The organism is Methylobacter sp. (assembly GCF_030680395.1).
Taxonomy (GTDB): Bacteria; Pseudomonadota; Gammaproteobacteria; order Methylococcales; family Methylomonadaceae; genus Methylobacter_A.
In genome coordinates this window covers 24,691-48,041 of the sequence record NZ_JAUXVR010000011.1, presented here as the reverse complement: position 1 = coordinate 48,041, position 23,351 = coordinate 24,691, and the positions used below count along the sequence as shown (strand labels likewise).

At 50.4% G+C, this 23,351-nt stretch carries 26 protein-coding genes; 22 read left to right on the top strand and 4 right to left on the bottom strand.

Going from position 1 to position 23,351, the window contains the following annotated elements; genetic code table 11:
- Positions 1-13: 13 nt before the first annotated feature.
- Both modA and Q8L79_RS06510 read right to left on the bottom strand, forming a co-directional pair.
- Positions 14-784, bottom strand: a complete 771-nt coding sequence (gene modA / locus Q8L79_RS06515) for a molybdate ABC transporter substrate-binding protein (RefSeq protein ID WP_305269234.1) — start codon at positions 782-784, stop codon at positions 14-16.
- Positions 785-1,008: 224 nt separating this feature from the next.
- Complete coding sequence (locus tag Q8L79_RS06510; RefSeq protein ID WP_305269233.1) at positions 1,009-2,511, bottom strand: alginate export family protein; 1,503 nt, start codon at positions 2,509-2,511, stop codon at positions 1,009-1,011.
- A gap of 227 nt (positions 2,512-2,738) precedes the next feature.
- Here Q8L79_RS06510 and Q8L79_RS06505 point away from each other — a divergent pair, with 227 nt between their 5' ends.
- The 22 genes from Q8L79_RS06505 (at position 2,739) to Q8L79_RS06400 (ending at position 21,769) form a co-directional block, all read left to right on the top strand.
- Positions 2,739-3,560 (top strand): TOBE domain-containing protein, encoded by an 822-nt coding sequence (locus Q8L79_RS06505; RefSeq protein WP_305269231.1) that lies wholly within the window; start codon positions 2,739-2,741, stop codon positions 3,558-3,560.
- A gap of 175 nt (positions 3,561-3,735) precedes the next feature.
- Complete coding sequence (locus Q8L79_RS06500; RefSeq protein WP_305269229.1) at positions 3,736-4,416, top strand: beta-ketoacyl synthase chain length factor; 681 nt, start codon at positions 3,736-3,738, stop codon at positions 4,414-4,416.
- On the top strand, positions 4,401-5,177 hold the full coding sequence (locus Q8L79_RS06495; protein WP_305269227.1) for a 1-acyl-sn-glycerol-3-phosphate acyltransferase: 777 nt from the start codon (positions 4,401-4,403) through the stop codon (positions 5,175-5,177). The genes Q8L79_RS06500 and Q8L79_RS06495 overlap by 16 nt, the downstream gene beginning before the upstream one ends.
- The gene (locus Q8L79_RS06490; RefSeq protein ID WP_305269310.1) at positions 5,174-5,431 is read left to right on the top strand and encodes a phosphopantetheine-binding protein; all 258 of its coding nucleotides are present in this window, start codon (positions 5,174-5,176) and stop codon (positions 5,429-5,431) included. Before Q8L79_RS06495 ends, Q8L79_RS06490 begins: the two co-directional genes overlap by 4 nt.
- Positions 5,432-5,441: 10 nt before the next feature.
- Positions 5,442-5,690, top strand: a complete 249-nt coding sequence (locus Q8L79_RS06485; RefSeq protein ID WP_305269307.1) for an acyl carrier protein — start codon at positions 5,442-5,444, stop codon at positions 5,688-5,690.
- Positions 5,683-6,243: a hypothetical protein gene (locus Q8L79_RS06480; RefSeq protein WP_370869886.1), complete on the top strand. Its 561-nt coding sequence runs from the start codon at positions 5,683-5,685 to the stop codon at positions 6,241-6,243. Before Q8L79_RS06485 ends, Q8L79_RS06480 begins: the two co-directional genes overlap by 8 nt.
- Positions 6,233-7,954 (top strand): AMP-binding protein, encoded by a 1,722-nt coding sequence (locus Q8L79_RS06475; protein WP_305269225.1) that lies wholly within the window; start codon positions 6,233-6,235, stop codon positions 7,952-7,954. Before Q8L79_RS06480 ends, Q8L79_RS06475 begins: the two co-directional genes overlap by 11 nt.
- On the top strand, positions 7,951-8,682 hold the full coding sequence (locus Q8L79_RS06470; RefSeq protein WP_305269223.1) for a glycosyltransferase family 2 protein: 732 nt from the start codon (positions 7,951-7,953) through the stop codon (positions 8,680-8,682). The genes Q8L79_RS06475 and Q8L79_RS06470 overlap by 4 nt, the downstream gene beginning before the upstream one ends.
- Entirely contained in the window at positions 8,682-9,629 is a 948-nt protein-coding gene (locus Q8L79_RS06465; protein WP_305269220.1) for a hypothetical protein, read from the top strand. The genes Q8L79_RS06470 and Q8L79_RS06465 overlap by 1 nt, the downstream gene beginning before the upstream one ends.
- Positions 9,619-11,151, top strand: a complete 1,533-nt coding sequence (gene hutH, locus Q8L79_RS06460; protein WP_305269218.1) for a histidine ammonia-lyase — start codon at positions 9,619-9,621, stop codon at positions 11,149-11,151. Before Q8L79_RS06465 ends, hutH begins: the two co-directional genes overlap by 11 nt.
- 87 nt (positions 11,152-11,238) lie before the next feature.
- Entirely contained in the window at positions 11,239-11,652 is a 414-nt protein-coding gene (locus Q8L79_RS06455; RefSeq protein WP_305269217.1) for a thioesterase family protein, read from the top strand.
- A gap of 183 nt (positions 11,653-11,835) precedes the next feature.
- Positions 11,836-12,042: a type II toxin-antitoxin system VapB family antitoxin gene (locus Q8L79_RS06450; RefSeq protein WP_305269216.1), complete on the top strand. Its 207-nt coding sequence runs from the start codon at positions 11,836-11,838 to the stop codon at positions 12,040-12,042.
- Entirely contained in the window at positions 12,039-12,425 is a 387-nt protein-coding gene (locus tag Q8L79_RS06445) for a PIN domain-containing protein (protein ID WP_305269214.1), read from the top strand. Before Q8L79_RS06450 ends, Q8L79_RS06445 begins: the two co-directional genes overlap by 4 nt.
- Entirely contained in the window at positions 12,418-13,059 is a 642-nt protein-coding gene (locus Q8L79_RS06440; RefSeq protein WP_305269212.1) for an outer membrane lipoprotein carrier protein LolA, read from the top strand. Before Q8L79_RS06445 ends, Q8L79_RS06440 begins: the two co-directional genes overlap by 8 nt.
- Positions 13,040-15,361, top strand: a complete 2,322-nt coding sequence (locus tag Q8L79_RS06435) for an MMPL family transporter (protein ID WP_305269209.1) — start codon at positions 13,040-13,042, stop codon at positions 15,359-15,361. Before Q8L79_RS06440 ends, Q8L79_RS06435 begins: the two co-directional genes overlap by 20 nt.
- 1 nt (position 15,362) lies before the next feature.
- Positions 15,363-16,589, top strand: a complete 1,227-nt coding sequence (locus Q8L79_RS06430; protein ID WP_305269204.1) for an NAD(P)/FAD-dependent oxidoreductase — start codon at positions 15,363-15,365, stop codon at positions 16,587-16,589.
- Positions 16,590-17,136: 547 nt separating this feature from the next.
- Positions 17,137-17,679 (top strand): DUF3261 domain-containing protein, encoded by a 543-nt coding sequence (locus tag Q8L79_RS06425; protein ID WP_305269201.1) that lies wholly within the window; start codon positions 17,137-17,139, stop codon positions 17,677-17,679.
- A complete protein-coding gene (locus Q8L79_RS06420) occupies positions 17,660-18,835 on the top strand; it encodes a beta-ketoacyl-ACP synthase (RefSeq protein ID WP_305269199.1) in 1,176 nt (391 codons plus the stop codon). The genes Q8L79_RS06425 and Q8L79_RS06420 overlap by 20 nt, the downstream gene beginning before the upstream one ends.
- A complete protein-coding gene (locus Q8L79_RS06415) occupies positions 18,832-19,251 on the top strand; it encodes a hotdog family protein (protein WP_305269197.1) in 420 nt (139 codons plus the stop codon). The genes Q8L79_RS06420 and Q8L79_RS06415 overlap by 4 nt, the downstream gene beginning before the upstream one ends.
- 180 nt (positions 19,252-19,431) lie before the next feature.
- Positions 19,432-20,157 carry a 3-oxoacyl-ACP reductase FabG gene (gene fabG / locus Q8L79_RS06410; protein WP_305269194.1) on the top strand — a complete coding sequence of 242 codons (726 nt, stop codon included), beginning with the start codon at positions 19,432-19,434 and terminating at the stop codon, positions 20,155-20,157.
- On the top strand, positions 20,151-21,380 hold the full coding sequence (locus tag Q8L79_RS06405; protein ID WP_305269191.1) for a beta-ketoacyl-ACP synthase: 1,230 nt from the start codon (positions 20,151-20,153) through the stop codon (positions 21,378-21,380). The genes fabG and Q8L79_RS06405 overlap by 7 nt, the downstream gene beginning before the upstream one ends.
- Positions 21,381-21,406: 26 nt before the next feature.
- On the top strand, positions 21,407-21,769 hold the full coding sequence (locus Q8L79_RS06400; protein ID WP_305269188.1) for a hypothetical protein: 363 nt from the start codon (positions 21,407-21,409) through the stop codon (positions 21,767-21,769).
- Between the two features lie 843 nt (positions 21,770-22,612).
- On the opposite strand, the gene Q8L79_RS06395 is transcribed toward Q8L79_RS06400, so the two are convergent.
- Positions 22,613-22,879 carry an RNA-binding protein gene (locus tag Q8L79_RS06395; RefSeq protein ID WP_006892428.1) on the bottom strand — a complete coding sequence of 89 codons (267 nt, stop codon included), beginning with the start codon at positions 22,877-22,879 and terminating at the stop codon, positions 22,613-22,615.
- 109 nt (positions 22,880-22,988) lie between these two features.
- Positions 22,989-23,195 carry a cold-shock protein gene (locus tag Q8L79_RS06390; RefSeq protein ID WP_305269179.1) on the bottom strand — a complete coding sequence of 69 codons (207 nt, stop codon included), beginning with the start codon at positions 23,193-23,195 and terminating at the stop codon, positions 22,989-22,991.
- Between the last annotated feature and the right edge of the window lie 156 nt (positions 23,196-23,351).

The following is a 23,351-nucleotide window of genomic DNA, read 5'->3' as shown; positions in this document are numbered from 1 at the left end:
AAGTATTTTCCTATTATTGAGGCAAACCAAAACCGTATTTTTCGATAATCGCCGATACTGTGGGCGATTTAAGAAAATCCACTAGGGCAAGCGCCGCCGGGTTTTCGACGCCGGTTTTCAGCAACACGGCCATTTGCCGGAATGGACTATGCAGATTATCCGGTACGATCCAGCCCGAACCGCTACCGATTTTTCCGCTATTAACATCAATGACTTGCGCCAGTCCCACAAAACCCAGCTCGGCATTGCCGGTGCTAATAAACTGAAAGGTTTGCGAGATGTTTTCGCCCATTACGAACAAGGGACGCAGCTTGTCTAATACGCCCAGACTTTTCATTACGTCCTCTGCCACCACACCGTAGGGCGCATGGCTGGGATCGGCCAAGGCAATGTGTTTGAAAGTGCCGGTTTTCAAAATTTCTCCCTGAGCGTCAACATAGCCGGGTGTAGCCGACCACAACACCAGTCTGCCGATAGCGTAAACAAAATGGCTGTCGATAACCGCGAAACCGGATTTTTCCAGTTCCAGCGGGTATTTTTCGCTGGCCGACAAATAGACTTCAAACGGCGCGCCGCTTTGAATTTGCGCGAAAGCCTTGCCGGAGGAACCGAACGACAGCTTGGCGTTATGGCCGGTGGTTTTTTCAAAAGCGGCGGCGATTTCGGTCATCGGTTTAGTGAAATCCGAGGCGACGGCGACCAGCGTAGTTGCGGCCCAGGTAGAAGGTGCAAGCAAAATCAGCCATGCGGCGAGGATAGAGCAAAAAAGGTGCTGATATAACATAAAATTCTCCAATAATTTAAATGATGAGAATTATTTCGATTTTATAAATCCTGTAAGCCAGGTTGCCTGAAACGTTATTCGAGCTAGGTACACCAGACCTTCCAGGTTTTAAAAACCTGGAAGGTCTTACTCGCATCGTCCTGAGCATAATCCAATGTGCCGGTAATTTATTGCCCTGCTGTCAAACGCGGCTAACTTATCAGGTTCGTCGGTTTATCAATCCGTCAAAAACGCAACAGGCTTTGTACATAGACATAATTGACGTCATCCTTATTAGTTGGCGCATTGGTGGTTTCCTTGGCGAAAGTATCTTTGAACAGATGCGCCCAGCCGGTTTCGAAATTCAGGCTGCTGTTGAAATCCCAGCGAGCTGTCAGTTCGAGTTGCTGGCCGATAAAGTTATCGGTTCTACCCGTGGTATCGCGCAGATTGGCTGAGGTCCAACTATCCTTATCCTCCGCCAGCCAGTAGAGCCGGTGACTGAGGCCAAGCTGCACATCGCTTCGCGGCTCGGCGGTTAAGCGCAAGCCCGGCGTATTGATATTGCTGCGGGCAAAGGCGCCGTAAATGCCGGTCGGACCGAACTCGAAGCGCCTTGCTCCGAACAGGGTATCGAAACGCTGATCTTTTCTGTCGTTGGGGTCGTGATCGCCGCTGGCGTAATCGTATTCCAGCGCCAAACGCGGCGACCAGGGCATAGCAAAGGTGTAACCGACGTCCAGGTGTTGATACCAGGCGGAATGGTCTAAATCCGTGCTATTGTTGGCGGCGGTCGATGAACGCACCGTGCCGAATTGGCCGATGGTTTCGGTTTGAAAGTCGAATGCGCCTTTGGCCGGTTTCATATAAAATCGCATGCCGGGCGTGAAATAGCGCCGGTTGGCAGTCTGGCTGCGTTTGCGGTCGCCTTCGTCTAGATGGTACAAATATAATTCGGCGTTAATGCCCTTGGCGATGTCGTATTTTTCCAGGATTCCGCCGGAAAACCAGGTTTGGTATTCCGGTTCATCGAAACTGTGGAAGCCATCAAGAAGTTGCGCCGAATTATTCGGATAGCGGCCGACCGGTTTGGTCACAAAAGCATTGAATTGCCAGTTGTTATAATCGAGCAAACGTAGCCGCATGCCGTCGAAACTATTGATGGTGTTGCGCATCGCGTTTCTGGCAATCAACCGGCGACTACCGATATTAAGCGATTGACGACCGACGATGACTTCCGCTCCCAGACCGCTGTAGGCTACGTTCTGATCGGCCCAGGCCAGATAACCTTGGATAAAGTCAGCCTCGTCTACGTGGGTGTTATTGATCCCGGAACCGCTATCGGCGCCGAACTGCCGTGCATCCAGAAACTCGGCTCCAGCGCGTAGATGATTGAAGCGCGCCTCCAGGAATACGTCGGTTTGCAACGGAATTTGTTGGTCGCGGCCTTTGCCGCCGGCCTTGAAACTGCCGTCCATGGTTTCGTAGCGGGTGCGCTGTTCCACCGACAGAGACAGCCATTTCGGCAGGTTCAGTGTATCGTGCAGATTCCAGACCGGTTTTTCGTATTTGTCCGATCCCAGTAAGGCATCCTGCATTTGGCTGGAAAAGACGGTAAACGGCGGTTTGCTGTATTTTTTCTTTTCAACCGCCTGAACAGTACCGCAGCCGCCTATATAAAAGCCACCGGCGACAATTAAGCTGAGTGTATGACTGACAGCAACATTGGCAAGAGGTTTTCTTTGCATCATCAATGGCCTATAATTGTATTTATGAAATTTACATCTCCGTCAATTCGTCGATGCGGGCAGAACTTATCCGGAAAGATTGGAATAAGGCACGGCTTTAGTTTAATTCGTTATGTACAAAAGTAAATAACGATTATGGAAACAGGCTGTTTCTTCATATAAAATAATGTCTGTCCTAACAAGATCCAATCTTCCTGCAAAGCAGGTTATTCATCCCTCGTTGATTTATGTCCCAAACCATTACTAGCGACAACGCCGCGCCGACCTGGATCAAGGGTGAATTGCGGCTGGCCGACATGCTGGATAGCCGCATGATCGGCTTGCTAAGGGCGATAGATCAAAGCGGCTCAATCAATCAGGCCGCCAAGCAGGTGGGTTTGAGTTATAAAGGCGCTTGGCAGATCATCGAAAGAGCCAATAATGGGGCCCCGAAAACATTAGTCAGCACCGCCACGGGCGGCAGCAAAGGCGGCGGCACCTGTTTAACCGAAGCAGGACGCTCTTTACTGGCGCTGTTTACCCGCCTGGAACAACAGCATCAACAGTTTCTTGATCAACTCAACCGCAGTCTCGCCGATGATCCCGATACGGTTTTGCTGTTGCAGCGTCTGGTAGTTAAAACCAGCGCCCGTAATCAGATTTTTGGCAGTATTACCGCGATTCAAGCCGGTGCGGTGAATGCCGAAGTTATCGTGAAATTGAAAGGGGGCGAACAGGTTATTACCTCCGTAACCTTGACGTCGCTCCGCGACCTTGGCTTACAGGTCGGTGCCGATGCGGTATTGTTGATCAACAGTGCCGACATAACGCTAACAATCGATTCCGATCCCAATCGGTTTACGGCTCGCAACCGTCTGTCCTGTAGCGTGATTCGCGTCCAACAGGATGAGGTGAATGCGGAGGTGATCGTTTTGCTACCCGGCGGCGAAACGCTGGTCGCCATGATTACGCAGCAAAGCGCACAAAGTTTGGCTTTGATGCCCGGTATGGCTGTATGGGCGATATTTAAAAGCAACGTACCGGTTGTGGGCGTCATGCCGATACTTTGACAGCTGCAAATTTGTCTTCAACAACCGGCATTCTCAAGTCTGCGAGGAATTGCATTTATTTTATGAATTCAAGGGGTTTTGATTTTTTATTCTCCGTCCAGTGTAACCGTTCAAGCGGATGGATATCATGACGGTTGATTTTGTACTGCGAAGCTGGAACGCTTGGGCACCCGGAATGAGCTGTCACGAAGATTGGCGAAAGTGGCATGACCATCAGACTTTTGCCCAACAGGAAAAAGCGGCCCTACCGGCTGCGGTGCCCAAGGTGCTGCAACGTAGATTAAGCCCATTAGCCAGGGCGGTTTTTAATGCCGCGAACGGTTGTATTGACAGCGATAAGTCATTGCCCATTGTTTTTAGCTCCGCCCATGGCGAAGTGAATAAGTCATTGGAGATGCTCAAAAGCATGCAAAAAGGTGACGAAGTTTCGCCGACAGCCTTTAGTTTGTCAGTTCATAACGCCATAGCGGGATTGTTTTCCATCGCCTATGCCAATCATCAGGAAATTACCGTGGTTGCGCCGGGCCAGGACGGTATTGCTCCGGCGTTTATTGAAGCGCTGGGGCTTTTGCAGGAACACCATAACGAAGTACTGATAGTGATGTATGATGAACCGCTATCGGATTTTTACCCGTCGTTACCGTTTGCGCTTAATGCGCCTGCCATTTGTGCATTGGCTTTAAAAGTTTCTTTAACTGGCAGTGGCTTGCCGTTGCAATTTAACAGATCACCCGCGCATCGCGACGATGGCGAGCAGGCTTTGCAGATACTCTCTTTCATAAAATTTCTTGTTGCCGACGATGAAACGTTGGTGCTGGGCAATCATAGACATAGCTGGGAATGGCACAAAAAATAGCGACAAAATTAGGCTATGGCTGGCGTCTTCTGGCAACAGGATTGAGCTTTTTAAGCTTTGGCGTCGGCGGCTTATTGCTGTGGGCATTCGTGTTTCCGGTGTTGTCGCTGTTGCCCGGCAATCGGCGTCAAAAGATCGGTCGTGGACAAAAAACGGTGAGTTACAGCTTTTATGTCTTCATCGGCTTGATGCACAGGCTTGGGGTGATGACTTACGAAATCGTGGGTCTGGACAAGCTTAACCGCCCAGGGCAGTTGATCATCGCCAATCATCCAACGCTGGTCGACATTGTTTTTTTGATCAGCCAAATCAAACAGGTCAGTTGTATTGTCAAAGCCAAGCTATGGCATAACCCGTTCATGCGCGGCCCCATACTCAATGCGGGATATATCAGCAACGGCGATCCCGAGCACATGATAGCCGAGTGCGTTGCCTGGTTGCGCTCGGGCGGATCGATGATTATTTTTCCTGAAGGAACCCGGTCAATACCGGGCAAGCCGTATCATTTTCAACGCGGCGCGGCAGCCATTGCCTTGCAGGCGAATGCTATTGTGACGCCAGTGACACTGACCTGTTATCCCAGCACCTTAACCAAAACCGAGCGGTGGTATGAAATCCCCGAGCGCCGCTTTCACCTGACTATGCGCGTCGGCGACGATATTGCGCTGGATGAGTTTGCCGAAATCAGTCCAGGATCGATAGGCGTACGCCGCTTTACACAATATTTGCAAGATTATTTCACTCAAGAGAGAGCTTTATAAGCACGATGGAAAATGAATTAAAACAACTCATTATTGATACGCTGGATCTGGAAGACATCAGCGTGGCGGATATAGACAGTCAGGCACCGTTGTTTAATGACGGTTTGGGGCTGGATTCCATCGATGCCCTGGAATTGGGCTTGGCGATTCGCAAAAAATACAACGTAAAGATTGATGCTGAAAAAGAGGACGTGGTGAAGATTTTCTCCTCGGTTTCAACGTTGGCTGAATACATTGAAGCCGCGCGCGGTTGAGGCGATTATGATAAAAGAGCGCGAAGAAATTTTAACGGCCATCAAGGAGATTATGGTCGAGATGTTTGAGATGGACGAGCAGGCGATTACTTTGGAAGCGCGGCTGTACGACGACCTGGATTTCGACAGTATCGATGCGGTGGACATGATAGTCAGGCTTAAAGAAATGACCGGTAAATCGATCAAAGCCGAAGATTTCAAAACCGCCCGCACCATTGGCGATGTGGTCGAGGCGGTTTATAAGATGCTTAATGACTGATATGCGGTTGTTTGTAAGTGGTGTGATGGGTTTATCGACGCTGTTATACCCGCTGGCGGTTTTTTTCGGCAGAGACTATTTTGAGCCCTGGAAAATAGCCGGCCTATTGATTGGGTTGCTGCTGGTCAGACTGGCGGCCAGTTATTCCATTAAACACTGGAGTACCCCGCTATTGATTGCAGGTATCGGCTATTGCCTGTTTGCGATGTGGAGCAACCAATTAGGCACTTTGCTGTTTTACCCGATTCTGGTTAATGGTTTGATGCTGCTTATTTTCGGCTGGAGCCTGTTTTTTCCACCCAGCTTGATTGAACGTCTGGCCCGTTTACAGCATCCTGATTTACCGCCGGAAGGCGTCATTTATACCCGCCGTGTGACTCAAGTCTGGTGCGGCTTTTTTATCGTTAATGGCACTCTGGCATGGGTAACGGCCTTTTGGTGCAGCCTGGAAGTCTGGAGTTTATACAATGGCCTGATCGCTTATGTGCTGATGGGCGTTTTATTCGCCGCCGAATATCTGATCAGGATGAGAACCCAGAAGCATGTCAGATAAGCTGTTGCCGTTGTCCCATTGTTTGGCTGCCCAAAGGCCGGTCGATACGCCAATTGCCTATCATGCCGGGCAGTATTATTCGGCAGGGCAATTTGCAGACACGGTTAAATTTTGGGCCGATAAACTGCAAGCGCAACCGTTTCAGCACTACGCTTTGTATACTGAAGACGCTTATCCGTTTGCCGTGCTGTTGTTTGCGTTGCTGCATGCCGGTAAACAAGTCTGGATACCCGGCAATAATTGCCCCGGCACCGCTGAGCAATTAGCACCAGACTGCCAGTTGCTGGGCGATTGGAAAAACGGCGAGTGTTTCGATGACTGTTTGCAGGCATCGGAGTGTTCCAGCCGGTCTTTATCGCCGTTAAATCCTTTGCACACGCAACTGGTTATTTTTACCTCCGGTTCTACGGGGCAGGCCAAGCCGATAGCCAAATGCCTTAACCAGTTCCAGCTTGAAATCGCCACGCTCGAAAAACACTGGGGCGAGCAACTGGGTGATGCGGCGGCGTTGGCGACGGTCAGTCATCAGCATATCTATGGCTTGCTGTTTCGCGTGCTTTGGCCGTTGTCGGCAGGACGGTGTTTTCATAGTCAGGCTTATCTCAATCCTGAAACGCTGGTTAATGCCATTCAACACGGATCGGCTTACTGGGTTGCCAGTCCCGCGCATTTAAAGCGCTTGGATCAGCAGTCGCCTTGGGACGGTATTGCCGGGTTAAAGGCGGTTTTTAGTTCCGGCGGCGCGTTGCCGGAGAACGCGGCACAACAGATATTGACCGATGGCGGACAGGCGGTGATTGAAATCTACGGCAGCTCCGAGACCGGCGGTATCGCTTGGAGGCGACAATCTATAACGGCCGCTTGGACGTTATTTTCCGGCATGAGGTTAAGCTGTATTGATGATAAGTGGTTGCTGCATTCGCCTTATTTGGAAATTCTCCCTAGCCCCGATTTTTCTAAGGGGGGGATTCAACTGGACGACCAAATCACCCGGCTGGACGATGGCCGGTTTATGCTGCATGGACGTTCGGATCGCATCGTCAAAATCGAAGAAAAACGTCTGTCATTGGTTGAGCTGGAGCAGCACTTGATAAGCGAGCCGTGGATAGATGATGCTCACGCACTGGTGATAGCCAAAGGCAGGGATGTCGTCGCGGCGGTCATTGTGTTAAGCCAACAGGGAGTGACGCAATTGAAAATCCAAGGCAGAAACCGGCTAATCAGGCAATTGCGCAAAACTCTTGGGCAATGGTTTGAGGCAGTGGTGTTACCCAGAAAGTGGTTGTTTGTAAACGCTATGCCGCTAACGACTCAGGGCAAAATCAGGCAGCCGCTGTTAAAAAGCCTGTTGGATTTTGATAGCCGGAAATTGCCTCAAGTGCTGAGTCTGGATGTCGCTTCCGACAGTGCCCGGCTGGGTCTTAGAGTGCCCGAAGATTTGCTGTATTTCCCCGACCATTTTGCCGATTACCCGGTTTTGCCGGGCGTAGTGCAACTGGCTTGGGTGGAACATTTCGGCAAACTGTTTTTTATTATCGATAAGCCGTTTTCACAGATGGAAGTTGTTAAATTTACCCGGATTATACAGCCCGACGATGAATTAACGCTGACTCTCGACTGGAAAGCAGCAATGGGAAAACTGTATTTTAATTTCAGCTCAGAGCGCGGCGCACATAGTTCAGGGCGCATGATTTACGGGAGCAAGGTATGAAAACCTGCATCATAATTCCCGTTTACAACCACGAAGCCGCGATTTCCCATGTGCTTGCCAAATTAAAAAGCTTCGACATTCCGACTTTTCTGGTTAATGACGGCAGTTCGGCGCTTTGCACCCAAATTCTGACAGACTGCGTCAAACAGGAGTCCGATTGGCTCACGTTAATCCATCGTTCGGAAAATGGCGGCAAAGGCGCTGCCGTGCTGGATGGTTTTAAGGTAGTAAAGGCTATGGGATTTAGCCACGCGATTCAGATCGATGCCGATGGGCAGCACGACGTTAACGACATTCCTGTGTTTCTTGAGGCGGGCAGACAACATCCTGAAACGCTGATTCTGGGTCAACCGCAGTTTGATAAAACAGCGCCGAAAAGCCGGGTTTACGGTCGGAATATTGCCAATATGTGGGTATGGATCAACACCTTATCCTTTGCGATTGCGGACAGCATGTGCGGTTTCCGCTGGTATCCCTTGAACGCGGTGACGGAATTATCCGATGACACAGACATAGCGAAAGGCATGGATTTTGACATCGATATCCTGGTGCGCCTGTACTGGCAGGGCGTGGAGGTGATCAATATACCGACTGCGGTGCAATATCCTTACGACGGCGTGTCGCATTTCAAGTTGTGGCGGGATAACCTCATGATTTCGAAAACCCATGCCAAGCTGTTTTTTGGGATGTTGCCGCGCATCCCGCAATTGCTGAGCAGGCATCGATAATGAAAAAATCTTCGCATTGGTCGGAAGTGGGCGAATGGAGCATGATTTGGGGCATGCGTTTCTTGCTGCGCGTTTACCTGCTGCTTGGGCGAACCGTGTTGCAGTGGTTCTTATATCCGGTCGTGAGTTATTACTGGCTGGTGAACAAGCCGGGCAGGGAGGCCAGTCAGGCTTATCTCAAGCGCGTTGCGAAGCTTTTGCCTGCATCACACTTAAACGGAAATCTTCGGGACAGCTATCGGCACTTCATCAGCTTCGCCAATGCCATTATCGACAAACTGGCGGCCTGGTCGGGTGCATTGTCGTGTGCAGACGTCAGCTACAGAGGACGCGACGAATTGCTGGCTCAAGTCAAGGCGGATAGGGGGGCAATCCTGTTAGGTTCGCATTTGGGCAATCTTGAAGTTTGCCGCGTGATTGCTGATCTGGATGATGCGCCTCGCATTAACGTATTGGTACACACCAAACATGCAGAAAAATTCAATCGCTTGCTAAAGCAAACCAATGAGAACAGCGGCTTGAACCTGATCCAGGTGACCGACATTAGCGCCGCCACCGCAATGATGCTGAGCGATAAAATCGATAACGGTGAGTTGGTCATTATTACCGCCGACAGAACCTCGGTCAGTCGGAATCCGCGCGTTAGCCGGGCCAGGTTTCTGGGCGCGGACGCGTTGTTTCCGCAGGGCCCGTTTATTTTGGCCTCATTGCTTAAATGTCCGGTTTACACCTTGTTTTGCTTGAAACAACAGGGCAGGCAGGTGATCCATTTTGAGCATTTCAGCGATAGCTTAACGCTCCCCAGAAAAAGCCGGGAACAAGCCATACAGCAAACAATTCAGCGATATGCCCAGCGCCTGGAGCATTATTGCTTAATGGAACCGTTACAGTGGTTTAATTTTTTCGATTTTTGGCACTTGGTTGATAAAGAAAGCGATGAACAGTAAAAATACCGTGGTTTTTGATGGTCAACCGTTGACCATTGAGGCCATTTGCCAAATTGCCAACCAGCAAGCGCAGGTGAAGTTAGGCAGACAGCCGAAATTTATTGAGCGCATCAACAAAGGCGCACGCTTTATCGATACCTTGTTAAAGGAAGAGGGCTTTGTTTACGGCGTAACGACCGGTTACGGCGAGTCCTGCACGGTCTCGATTCCGCTCCATCTGGTCGAGCAACTGCCCAGACAGCTATATACTTTCCACGGTTGCGGATTGGGCGATCATTTTGATGCCCGGCAAACACGGGCCATATTGGCGGCGCGCCTGACCAGCTTGGCTCGCGGTTATTCGGGCGTCCGCTACCGGTTATTGCAACAGCTGGCTGAATTATTAAAACAGGACATTTTGCCGATGATCCCGCAGGAAGGCTCGGTCGGCGCCAGCGGCGATTTAACCCCGTTATCTTATGTTGCAGCCGTTCTGGCCGGTGAGAGGGACGTGTTTTATCAAGGTGAGCGTCAAGCCACGCAAACGGTTTTTGCCGGGCTTAATATTGAAGCGCTAACCTTAAAGCCCAAAGAAGGTCTGGCGATTATGAACGGTACGGCGGCCATGACCGGCATCGCCTGTTTGGCCTATCAACGCGCCGAGTATTTATCCCGCTTGATCACGCGCATTACCAGCCTGGCGTCGGTCGCCTTAAACGGTAATGCCTACCACTTTGACGAGCAGCTGTTTTCGGTCAAGCCGCATCCCGGACAAAACCGCGTCGCCGAGCGGATACGTTCGGATTTGCAGTTGCGGCACAGTGCGCCGCGCCACGATACCCGCTTGCAGGATCGCTATTCCCTGCGTTGCGCGCCGCATATCATCGGCGTGCTGGAAGATTCATTGCCCTGGCTGCGGCAGTTTATTGAAAATGAATTAAACAGCGCCAACGACAATCCCATTATTGATGCCGAAGGCGAACACGTCCTGCATGGCGGTCATTTTTATGGAGGACACATTGCCTTTGCGATGGACTCTCTTAAAACCGCTGTAGCTAATCTGGCCGATTTAATGGATCGGCAAATGGCACAGTTGATGGACCCCAAATTCAATCAGGGTTTGCCTGCCAACCTTTCCGGCGCTACCGGCGAACAAGCCTTGCTGAGCCACGGCTTCAAGGCCTTGCAAATAGCCGTATCGGCCTGGACCGCAGAAGCCCTTAAACTGACCATGCCCGCCAGCGTGTTTTCCCGCTCCACCGAATGTCACAATCAGGACAAAGTCAGTATGGGCACCATCGCCGCCCGGGATTGCATCCGCATATTGGAATTAACCGAACAGGTTGCCGTGGCTGTATTGCTTGCCGTTGTTCAGGGCGTTGAGCTGCGGGGTAATGTGGAGGCGTTAAGTCCGGCTTTGCAAAACACCGTCAGGCAACTGCGCGAACATAGCCCGTTTTTGAGTGCCGACCGGGCGTTGGAGCAAGAGCTGCGGTTATGTCTGGAGTTGAGTCGCAAGCAGCATTGGGATTTATATGAATAAAGGCATTCATCAAGCAACTTCTCGTTCCCACGCGCCGCGTGGGAATGCAGTTCAGGGCGCGTTGCGCCGCGTGGCTCGGAGAATATAATGATTCACCAAACCTCAATCGACCTGCAAATCCCTTTCCATGATGTTGATATGATGGAGGTGGTTTGGCATGGGCATTACGCCAAGTATTTTGAAATTGCCCGTTGTGCGCTGCTGGATAAAATCGATTACAACTACCCGAAAATGCGCGATTCCGGCTATGCGTGGCCGGTCATTGATTTAAGCATCCGTTATGCGCAACCGGCAATGTTCGGGCAGATCATTACGGTAACAGCGAAAATCGTCGAATGGGAAAACCGCCTGAAAATAAACTACCTGATCACCGATAAAAGCTCAGGCTTAAGGCTGACCAAAGGCCATAGCGTTCAGGTGGCTGTAAAGTTGGCAACGCGGGAAATGTGCTTTGTATCGCCCGCTGTGTTGTTTGAAAAGCTCGGATTGGAGGCTTCTTGATTTTACTCAAAGCGCTGTTGCTGTATGTATTGGCGTTCGGCCAAGGTGTTACTGTGTTGGATGAAATCGCCGCACGATTGGCAAAAACACCCATACTGTGCGGTTTGCAGAGCTAAGAAAAATCAGGTATATGATCTATCAAGTTAAATACAAAGATGAAAAGCTATTTTTAGGAGGCGTGCCATGCAAACCACAGTTACCATTGATGACCAGCAGTTAAAAAGCTTGATGCTTTACACCCATTCCAATACTGAATCCGAAGCTATTTATAAAGCTATTCAAACCTATTTGCAGCAGGCAAAGCGACAGCAGGATTTATTAGCCTTGCGCGGGCAAGTTGATATTGAGGATAACTGGCAGGCATTGCGCGAATTGGAAATCAATAAATGAGTAATGGCTTGGTTTTAATTGATACTTGCGCCTGGATTGATTTTTTACGTTACCAGGAAGGTGAACTCGGAAATCAAGTTGCTGTTTTAATAGAAAATAATCAAGCAGCTATCACAGGCGTGATTATTGCCGAGTTGCTGCAAGGCGTTAAAACTGAAAAACAGCAACAACAAATTAATCTTCTGATAAATTCTGTAATCTCGTTCCCTACGCAGGAACTTGATTGGGTAAATACCGGATTGTTATTGCAAGAGCTTAGAAGTCGAGGGATTACCTTGCCTTTAACCGATGCGTTAATCGCTGTTATCGCTCAACGTTATCAAGTAAAAGTATTGACGATTGATAAACATTTCCAGCATTTAGCGGTTGAGTTGTATGTTTAGCACTTCTTTGTTCCAGAACTGCATTGGATTACGCTGCCGCTATATCCCGGCTATTTTCTTAAAATCGTTATTACTGTTTTTTTTGTTGCCAGGTCAAAGTTACGCTGACGATGTATTAGCTCAAATCGCCGCACGCTTGGCAAAAACACCGATCACCCAGGGCGACTTTCACCAGCAAAAACACCTGAAGGTACTACACAAGCCTTTAATTTCCACGGGCACGTTTACCTACGACCAAAGCAAGGGTGTTATCTGGAAAACTCTGACGCCGGTTGCTTCGTTACTGCTGGTCAATGAGTCGCGGCTGTTGACAGGGCAGGGCGAGCAAGCGGTGCCCGCGGCTTTCGGCAAGGTTTTTAAGGCCATGTTGGGCGGTGACTTGGCGGCATTAACCGATGGCTTTGCCATCACCGGAAGCGATCAAAAAACGCCCTGGCAGTTGGAGTTAACCCCTAAAGATGAGATGCTGAAACTTATCATCAGTACGATGCTGTTGTCGGGCGACACCGAGCTGCGCTGGTTGGAAATACGAGAAACCGGCGGCAATGTCACCCGCATTAACTTCGATAACATCACACACCCTGTACAGTTAACCGATGAACAAGAAGCCGATTTTGAACGTTTATCACCCTAAGTTGACGGCAGGGCTTTGGCTGGCCGGAATGCTGGTCATCTGTGTTCTCGGCAGTCAGGTTTTGACTAAAGACTGGCTGGAAACAAGTTTTTTAGCGTTATTGCCAACCAGCGAACAGCAGCCGGAAATCGCCAAAGCCACCCTGCAACATAATCAGCTGCTTAACCGGAAAGTGATCTGGCTGGCCGGTGCTGCGACGTCTCAAGAAGCCATCAATCATGCACAAAAGCTTAAACAGCAACTGGAACAAAGCAAGCTGTTTAACAAGGTGGTGCTGGAGTTTCCGCAGCAGCACTATATCAAGCAGTATCAACAACTGTTTCCTTATCGTTATCAGCTGTTGGATACGCAAACCCAAGCAATCTTGGCGGCTAACCCTGAGGAGTTAATCAGGCAGAACCTGGAGATACTGAACAGCCCCATCGGGCAGATGCAGGCGGCCGATCTGGAACGCGATCCGTCGTTGCTATTTGGCCGTTATTTCAATGCGCAAAATCCGATCAAGTTGAATCTGGAGCAGGGCATCGTCGTATTGTCGGATCAGCATCGGTTTTGGGCGTTGTTATTGACCGATTTGCAGGATGAAAGGTTGCAGCTGGATAAGCTGGAAACCCTGTCGAGCCTGGTTGACAGCGCAACCGAGCAAGTCAAAACGGCCGGCGGCGAATTGCTGGTTTCCGGCATGGCATTGTTTACCGCGCATGGCGCTGAGTCGGCCAAACAGGAAATTTCCACGGTCGGCATAGGCTCGAGCCTCGGCATTATCGTGTTGCTGTGGGCGACTTTTCGCAGCGTCAGGCCTTTGTTGTTATCGAGCCTCGCAATAGGCAGCGGCCTGCTCGCCGCGCTGGTTGCCTGCGTGCTGTTTTTCGGCAAGATACATATTCTTACCCTGGTTTTCGGAGCCAGCTTGATCGGCGTCGCCGATGACTATGCGCAGCATTTTTTGTGCGACAGTTTCGGCGAGAAGGACTGGAATCCCCGAAAAGGCCTAAAGTTTATTCTGCCGGGGCTTTCTTTAGGGCTGTTAAGCAATCTGCTAAGTTATGCGGGCTTGGGCTTTTCGCCGTTTCCGGGGTTGCAGGAAGTGGCGTTATTTTCGGCGATGGGTTTGCTGGTCGCCTGGCTGACGGTGGTAATGCTGTTTCCGTTACTGTTAACCGGGTTCACATTCGACCATGAGCCTGGAATATTTAAACTGACAACCTATTGGGAACAACACTGGCCGCTGTGGATTTTCAAACGTCGGCGCCGGCTGGGATTGATGTTGACAATTTTTGTAGCGGGCGGTCTGTGGATGCTGACGCCGCAGGATGATGTGCGCTTGCTGCAATCGCCACCGGCCGGATTGCTCCGTACCGCCGATAAAATCCGGCAGTTATTTCCGATGAGTCCCGATAACCAGTTTTTTCTGGTGTCGGGGCAAGATCAAGCCGACTGGCATCAAAATGAACAAAGGCTGCTTAAACGTCTGGAGTCGTTAAAACAGAAAAAAGCGCTGACTGCTTATGAAGGCTTGAGCAACTATTGGCCTGATACGAATCGGCAGCAACAAAATTACCGCTTGCTAAAGCATAAGCTGTACGACTCGGGCTTACTTGAGCGCTACATGACTGATCTCGGCTTTGACGAGACGGCTGTGAAAGCCGAACTCAAGCAGTTTGCCGCAGCCGGGCGCAACACGCTGGCTTTGCCGGAATGGCTGGCGACTACCGATGAAACCAAGCAGCAGTTGTGGCTGGGCTGTGATTCAGGTCGCTGTCAAAGCACGGTTGCGTTAATCGGCATCAGCGATTCCGGCGCATTAATGGCGTTACAGGATTTGCCGGGCGTTGTCTGGGTGGATCAGGTCGAGTCTGTATCGTCATTGTTTGCACGGTATAGGATCAGGGCCAGCGGCTTGTTGCTGGTTGCTTTTTGTCTGGCTTCGGTTGGCTTGGGTTTCAAGTTCGGTTGGCGCAATGCAGTAACCATCATGTCGGTGCCGGTTGTCGCGCTGGCGGTTTCGTTAGCCATGTCGGGTTGGTTCGACCAGTTGTTCAGCCTGTTCAACCTGTTTGCGTCGTTGCTGGTGCTGGGCATCGGCGTCGATTACGGGCTGTTCTTTTTCATGGCCGGCGACAGGCGAGCCAGCACTTCGCTGGGAGTCACACTTTCGGCATTAACGACCTTGCTGGCGTTCGGCTTATTGGCGACAAGTTCCACCGAGATCGTGCATGCCTTTGGGTTTACCGTCACTGCCGGTATTGTAACCGCGCTGTTGTGCGCGCCATTGATTGGGCTTAAGGAATATAAAAAATAACATGACGAACAATAATAAAGGCGAAATTATCATCATCGGCGCCGGGCCTTCCGGCAGTATCGCCGGTGCGTTGCTGCAAAATCAGGGCTTTAAAGTGACCATTCTGGAACGGCAGCTGTTTCCGCGATTCAGTATCGGCGAAAGCCTGTTGCCGCAATGCATGGAATTCATTAAACAGGCCGGGATGATGGACGCGTTGGTTAACGCCGGGTTTCAGTATAAAAACGGCGCCTCTTTCGCCTACCGGGACCTGAGAACCGAATTTTCCTTTGAAGACAAATTCAGTCCCGGCATGGGCACTACGTTTCAGGTGCAGCGCGGCCGATTTGACAAGCTGCTTGCCGATGAAGCGGTGCGCATGGGCGTTGACATACAATGGCAAATGGAAGTGATGGCGGCCGATTTTTCAGCAGACCGGCCGGAGCTGACGGTGCGCAATAGTCTGGGAGAGGTCATGACTTACCGTGCCGATTTTGTACTCGATGCCAGCGGTTTCGGGCGTATTTTGCCAAAGTTGCTGGATTTGGAATCGCCATCCGGTTTTCCGGTCAGGCAAGCCTTGTTCGGACACATTGAGGACCGAATCGGGGACGGCCAATTCGACAGAAACAAAATCCGCATCACGGTGCATCCCGAACATAAGGATGTCTGGTATTGGCTAATCCCGTTCAGCAACGGGCGCAGCAGCGTTGGCGTGGTTGCAGAGCCTGAATTTCTTCAAGGCTGGGACAATAATGATCAAGCCTTGAAGGACATCATTAATCAGGACCCCAGCTTGACCTATTTGCTTGAAAACGCAGTGTTCGATGAAAAAATCAATACTATCGTCGGTTATTCCGCCAATGTGAAAAGCCTGTACGGCAAAGGCTATGCCTTGTTAGGCAATGCCGGCGAGTTCCTGGACCCGGTGTTTTCATCCGGCGTTACCATTGCGATGAAATCGGCCGGTTTGGCTGCGGATGTTTTGGTCAGACAATTTAACAATGAAGCCGTGGACTGGCAGCGGGAATACGCCGAGCCTTTGCAGCGCGGCGTCAATACCTTCCGGGTGTTTGTTGACGCGTGGTATGACGGCCGCTTTCAGGATGTCATTTTTCACTCAGGACAACAACCCGAAGTTAAGGCAATGATCAGTTCAATACTGGCCGGTTATGCCTGGGATGAAAATAATCCTTATGTCAAAAATGCCCGTCCTAGGTTGGATACTTTGGTTGAGTTATGCCGATAAGGCTGTTGTCGCTCGTTCCTATGCGTTACATCACTGCCGTTAGGTTAAGAGTTGTAGGAGCGGGCCATGCCCGCGATGAAAGAGCTTCAAGTCAATATTGTTCCTCAAATGTCCCGGGCGCGGCCCGCTCCTACGGGGTCGTTGATTGCGTGAGAATGCAGGAGTGCCGGAAACGCCAGGATGTAGGCCGGAATAAGCCCGCCCGGCGACAGCAAGGGTGGAGCGTTTCCGGCAATCGGAGTGCCGGAAACGCCAGTTCTTGCTATCGCTCGAACCGGCTTATTCCGGCCTACGTCGATATGTGTATAACGACGAGCGCGGCGCGTGGGAACGAGAGGTATGATGGTGTTGCGCAGGCATTTGTGTATAACGATGAGCGCGGCATGTGGGAACGAGGTGAAGTCGTAGCGTCGCGAGACGGGAAGCTGGAGCTTCCCTCACTGAGTTCCCAAGCTGGAGCTTGGGAACTAGCACACTCTTATATTAACAATGCATGTTCGAAGTCGGATACTTTGGTTGAGTTATGCCGATAAGGGTTTTCAGCGCTATGCTTTTGTTATGGCTATCCGGCTGTGCGCTGATGCAGCCCAAACAAGTTACCGTTAAACCTGAGCTGATGCCTATCGCAGCGCCTTTAGGCCCGGCCCGACGGATAGTGCAACAAATAAACGCAGTGTGGGGCGATCGGCAGGAATCCCTGTTGGCTGTTCTGGAACTGGATGCCCGGCATATCGCGATGGCCGGACTCAGCAATGACGGCTTGAGCCTGTTCCATTTGACTTACGACGGCAATACTGTGGTGTCGGATAAAAGCCCGTTATTGCCGGAGTCGGTCCATCCGGAGTTTATTATTTCCGATCTGCAACTGGTTTATTGGCCGATTGCCGAGCTGCAAAAAAAACTCCCGGCCGAATGGCGATTGGAAGAAGCGGGTAATAAACGTTTTTTAACTGTCAGTGGTAAAAAACAAGTTGAAGTTAATTATTTATCCCCCGATCCGGTTTGGCCTAAAGCCGTCGAACTGGTCAATTTTCAGTACAATTACCGCCTGTACATTAAAACAATAAGTTATGACCTTATATCTGAATGATCTAGGCCTGTTGTGTGCGGTCGGCAATAGCAAAACCGAGGTATTGCAGCGCCTGCTGGCCGGTGACCGGTCGGGACTGGTAGCAAGCGACAAGTTTGGGACCGGTTGCATTGTCGGCGCTGTTAGTTCCGATCTGCCGGAGATTGCCGAACGTTACAGCCTTTATAACTGCCGCAATAATAGACTGTTGTTGGCGGCATTAAGTCAGATCGAACCGACCGTGAGTGACATGATGGCCCGATTCGGCGCAGATCGTATCGGCATTGTGCTGGGCACCAGCACTTCGGGGGTACGCAATACCGAGCTTGCGTTGGATTATTGGGCGGATCACGGCATATTGCCGGATCAATTTCATTACAAGCAGCAGCAAATGGGCGCAGGGGCGGATTTTTTGGCGGATTTTCTGGGCGTGCAAGGCCCGGCTTATACAATTTCTACGGCCTGTTCTTCCAGCGGCAAGGCGTTTGCGTCGGCGCGGCGGTTAATCAGACTGGGCTTTTGCGATGCGGTTATAGTGGGTGGAGCCGACAGTTTATGCGGCTTGACCGTTAACGGCTTTGCGGCGCTGGAATCCATCAGTACCGGGCGGTGCAAGCCGTTCGGCGTACACCGTGACGGCATCAATATCGGCGAAGCGGTCAGCCTTTTTGTGTTGAGCAAAGAACCCGGTCCGGTAATATTGCAAGGCATAGGCGCAACCAGCGATGCCTATCATTTTGCCGCACCGGACCCGAACGCGACCGATGTGATTAAAGCCATGCAAAATGCCTTGGATGATGCGGGTAAATTACCGGCACAGATTGATTACCTGAACCTGCACGGCACGGCCACGGTATTGAACGATGCGATGGAAAGCACAGCCGTTAACGCGTTATTCGGTTCAACAGTGGCGGCGAGTTCCAGCAAGGGTATGACCGGGCATACTCTGGGCGCTGCCGCCGCATTGGAATTGGCTTTTTGTTGGTTGTTGCTGACTAATGATGATGAACAAGGAGCATTGATTCCCAATATTAACGAGGATGAGCCTGATGTTGAATTGCCAGCCTTAAATCTGGTCAAAAAGGGCGGAACGTTGGGGCGCAGAATCAATACCTGTCAAAGCAATTCGTTCGCGTTTGGCGGCAATAACTTGTCTATTGTGTTGGAGCGGGCATGAATGATGTTGCCGGCCTGATTCCGCATACCGGCGTCATGGTGTTGCTGGATCGCATTATCGATTGTGACGATCAGAGCTTGACGGCTGAACTTGTGGTGCGCGGCGACGGCTTGTTCGGTGATGATGAAACCGTTCCAGCTTGGGCCGGTATTGAATATATGGCGCAAGCGATAGCCGCGTATGTCGGCGTGAAGGCAAGGCAGGCCAATGAGCCGATACGACTGGGCTTTCTGCTCGGAACCCGGCGTTATAGCAGTAATGTTGCCGTATTTAAGGTCGGCGCAACGATAACGGTACGGGTGAATAAAATCATGCAGGATGACGGCTTGGGGGTTTTTGAGTGTCGAATTCTGGGGGAGGGCGTGGATGTTGCAGCCAATCTCAACGTTTATCAACCTCCGTTGAACAACACATGAGACAGTATATTTCGTCTGTCGAAAACGTTGCGGGTTAGACCTTCCAGGTTTTTAAAATCTGGAAGATCTGGATAGTGGCCTGTTTTCCGCCTAACGCCAGGTAAAGGACTGCCGGAATTAAAGATGAACGCAACGCGTGGGAACGCGCGATGAAGTATTGAAACAACACATGAGCACAATATGAATAAAACTGTTTTAGTGACCGGCTCCAGTCGGGGCATTGGTAAAGCGATTGCATTATATCTGGCTAAACAGGGCTTCGATCTGGTCATCCATTGCCGCAGCCGGCGAACGCAGGCCGAGGAAGTCGCTGCCGAAATCGAGCAGCTGGGCCGTTTGGCCCGGATTTTACAATTCGACATTGCCGACCGCGCGCAATGCAGCGAACAAATCAATCAAGATATTGAAAACCACGGCGCTTATTACGGGGTGGTGTGCAATGCCGGTATTACTGCCGATAATGCCTTTCCATCGCTGACCGGCGAACAGTGGGACAGTGTGATTCACAGCAATCTCGACGGCTTTTACAATGTCTTGCAGCCGGTGGTGATGCCGATGGTCAGACGGCGCAAGCCTGGGCGTATCGTCACTTTATCTTCGGTTTCCGGCTTGATGGGTAACCGCGGTCAAGTCAATTACAGTGCGGCAAAAGCCGGTATTATCGGCGCGACCAAGGCACTGGCTTTGGAGTTGGCAAAACGCGACATCACCGTCAATTGCGTGGCTCCGGGCCTTATCGATACGGAAATGGTCAGCGAATTACCGCTGGAGGAAATCAAAAAAATGATTCCGGCGCGCAGAGTCGGCAGCCCTAAAGAAGTGGCGGCTGTCGTGGCTTTTTTAATGTCCGAGGATGCCGCCTACGTTACCCGGCAGGTTATTTCAGTCAATGGTGGCTTATGTTAAAGCGCGTGGTAGTGACCGGCATGGCCGGGATTTCACCGATAGGCAACGATTGGCAGCAAGTTGCCGAACGCCTTAAAAACAAGTCTACCGGCATTCAAACAATGCAGGACTGGGACAAGTACCAAGGCTTGAATACCCGCTTGGGCGCGCCCGCCGATTTCACCCGGCCTGAACATTATTCGCGCAAACAGGTTCGCTGCATGGGGCGCATTGCCTTAATGGCGACTTATGCAACGGAGTTGGCATTGAGCGACGCCGGTTTGCTGCATGACGATTGCCTTAAAAGTGGGCAGATGGGGGTCGCCTACGGCAGTTCGTCGGGCAGTCCTGACGCCATCGCCGAGTTCGGCAATATGCTGATTAATCATGCTACCGGCGGCTTGAATGCTACCTCGTACATCAGGATGATGAGCCATACCGCACCGGTCAATATCAGTCTTTTTTTTGGCATAAACGGCAGGGTTTACACAACCTCAAGTGCTTGTACCTCAGGCAGTCAGGGCATAGGCTATGGTTATGAGGCAATAAAATTCGGTCAGCAAAAACTGATGGTGGCGGGCGGTGCTGAAGAACTATCGGCCATCCAGTCCGCCGTCTTCGATACCTTATTTGCAACCAGCCTTCGTAATGAGACGCCGGATAAAAGTCCCCGGCCGTTTGATCGTGACCGGGATGGTTTGGTCATCGGCGAAGGTGCAGGCACCTTGATACTGGAAGAGCTGGAACATGCCTTGGCGCGCGGCGCTCATATTCATGCCGAATTGGTAGGTTTCGGCACCAATTCGGACGGTCTGCATGTCACCCAGCCTAACAGCGACTGCATGCAGATTGCGATGCGTCTGGCCTTGCAGGATGCCGGGCTGGAAGCATCCGCCATCGGTTACATCAGCGCGCATGGCACGGCAACAAGTCACGGCGATGTGGCCGAAAGCCATGCAACCGCGGCGGTATTCGGCGATAAAACGCCGATCAGTGCGCTGAAAAGCTTTACCGGCCATACTCTCGGCGCTTGCGGCGCGCTGGAGGCTTGGGTGACGGTCAATATGATGAATGAAGGCTGGTTTCATGCCACTGCCAATCTTGACAATATTGACCCTGAATGCGCCAAGCTGGACTATATTAAAGAGGATATCCGCAAGCTCGATTGCGACTATGTGATGAGTAACAATTTTGCTTTCGGGGGTATCAATACCTCATTGATTTTTAAGCGCTGGGATAGCTGATATCCCACTCAACCTGGAGCACTACAATGATAAGAAAAATGTGTTTAGCCTTGGCTTTACTGATTTTGGTCGCAGGCTGTACCACCACAGGTACGTTCAAAGTGCCGCCCGGCACTGATCTGTATGTCTACAAAAGGCCGCAGCCGGTAGACATCAAGGCCGATGGCAAGGTAACCACCAAGCCGTTTTTCTGGACTGCGGCGGGTGTGCCGCCGGAAGGAGGCATTCCTTATCGTTTAGAAAAAGGCGGTCAGGTTGTTAAAGAAGGTAGATTGAGGACAAAATTTCGACCCGTTTCAATATTCTGGCCACCTGCCGCGCTTATTTACTGGCCCATGGGATTTAATCCTGACATCACTTACGATTTGGTAAATGATAAACAGGAATAAGGACGCTGGCAGATCTCCAATCAGTCAGGGTGAGCAAAAAGCTTACTCTCTGGCTGTCACAACGTTTTTTTGATATTTATTGGTGCATAAACCGGTAAAAAATCAATACTCTTTTACAGCTCAAGGTTATCCACATTTTCTGTGGATAACTCTGTGGGTAAACTGAAAACAAACGCCCTAACTATTCACTTCTTAAGCTTTTTTGTTAAATCGGTCAGATTGTAGTCAGTGTATGAATACGTGTAATCATGCGTTTAACTATCAATAGGTTAGCTTAAGTAAACCTGTTTTTATTAATGCTTTTTTATGTGTTGAGTGAGGTTTGGTGCTCAGCTTGCTGAAACAAACAGGTATTGAATACGCTTGTGGAAAAGGCTATGTTGTAAAATTGTTGTCAAGCTTTATTTATTGAAATATAAAGGGACTTAACCATTCAGCCAACCGGGGGAATTTATGGCCCGGAAAAAGTGCTTGACCATTGATTTAAATAAATATTTTTATAAAGCGGGGTCTATTCAATAACAGAAACAGGCGAGGTTGTAACAAGAGTCGCGATGAGGCCTTAAGAAAACCTGCAAAATGCAAGACAGTGATGTTCTTAAGTGGAAGCGGGAATGCTGCTATTGTCCGGAATTGGGGGCGACCGATAAGCAGGTCGCCCAGATAGCTCGGCTATATTCACGCGCCTTGCTGCTGTCTATCTTTGCGGAGGGTATAAATCCATAAAATCAGCCCGTTGGACGGAATGATTTAGACAATCAGCTTGTGACCATTACCTGTTGCCGCGGTGCGGCTAAGGCAGTTGAATAATCAGGGGATAGTGGAGCTTGAGCTGCTAATATTTTAATGGCGTCTGCCATTTTTACCGGCAGTCGTATCTTCAAATTTAACTTTTAAAGGTTTTCCGCAATATAGATTGCCGTCCAGCGCGGCTATCGCGGCTCTTGCTTCGTGGCCTTCCATTCCGATAAAGCCGAAGCCCCGGCATTTTCCGCTAAAGATATCGGAAACGAGCTGAATGGAGCGGACTTTGCCGTATTCAGAAAATAAAGCCTGTACAGTTTCTTCAGTGGCTTCGCTAGGTAAGTTTCCTACAAAAATTCGTTTCAAAAGACATGTCCTAAATTAGGGGGTGAGTTGATTGGCCGGATGATCCGGTTATGCCACAACCCCGCGAATTATCGAAGGCGGGGTTGGGTGTTGGACAGTAAGGCGGGTTTTAAGCTGCGCTTACTTGTGATGCTTGTGGGCCTTTAGGGCCTGATTCTACATCGTACTTAACTGCTTGGCCTTCAGCCAATGTGCGGTAACCGCCGTCGCTTGCGATTGCAGAAAAGTGTACAAACACGTCTGCGCTACCATCGCTAGGCGAAATAAAACCAAAACCTTTGGACTCGTTAAACCACTTAACAGTACCTGTTGCCATATAAATTACCTATATAAATCAATGAAAATGTTTGATTGCAAATCATGCCGGGCAATTTTAAGGAGAAAAGCGAATGGAATTTCTGAAAAGTGCTGAATAACATGAAAAACTTAAGTAGAAGCCCCGCGTTTGTGCGAAGTGCTGTCTACTAAGCGT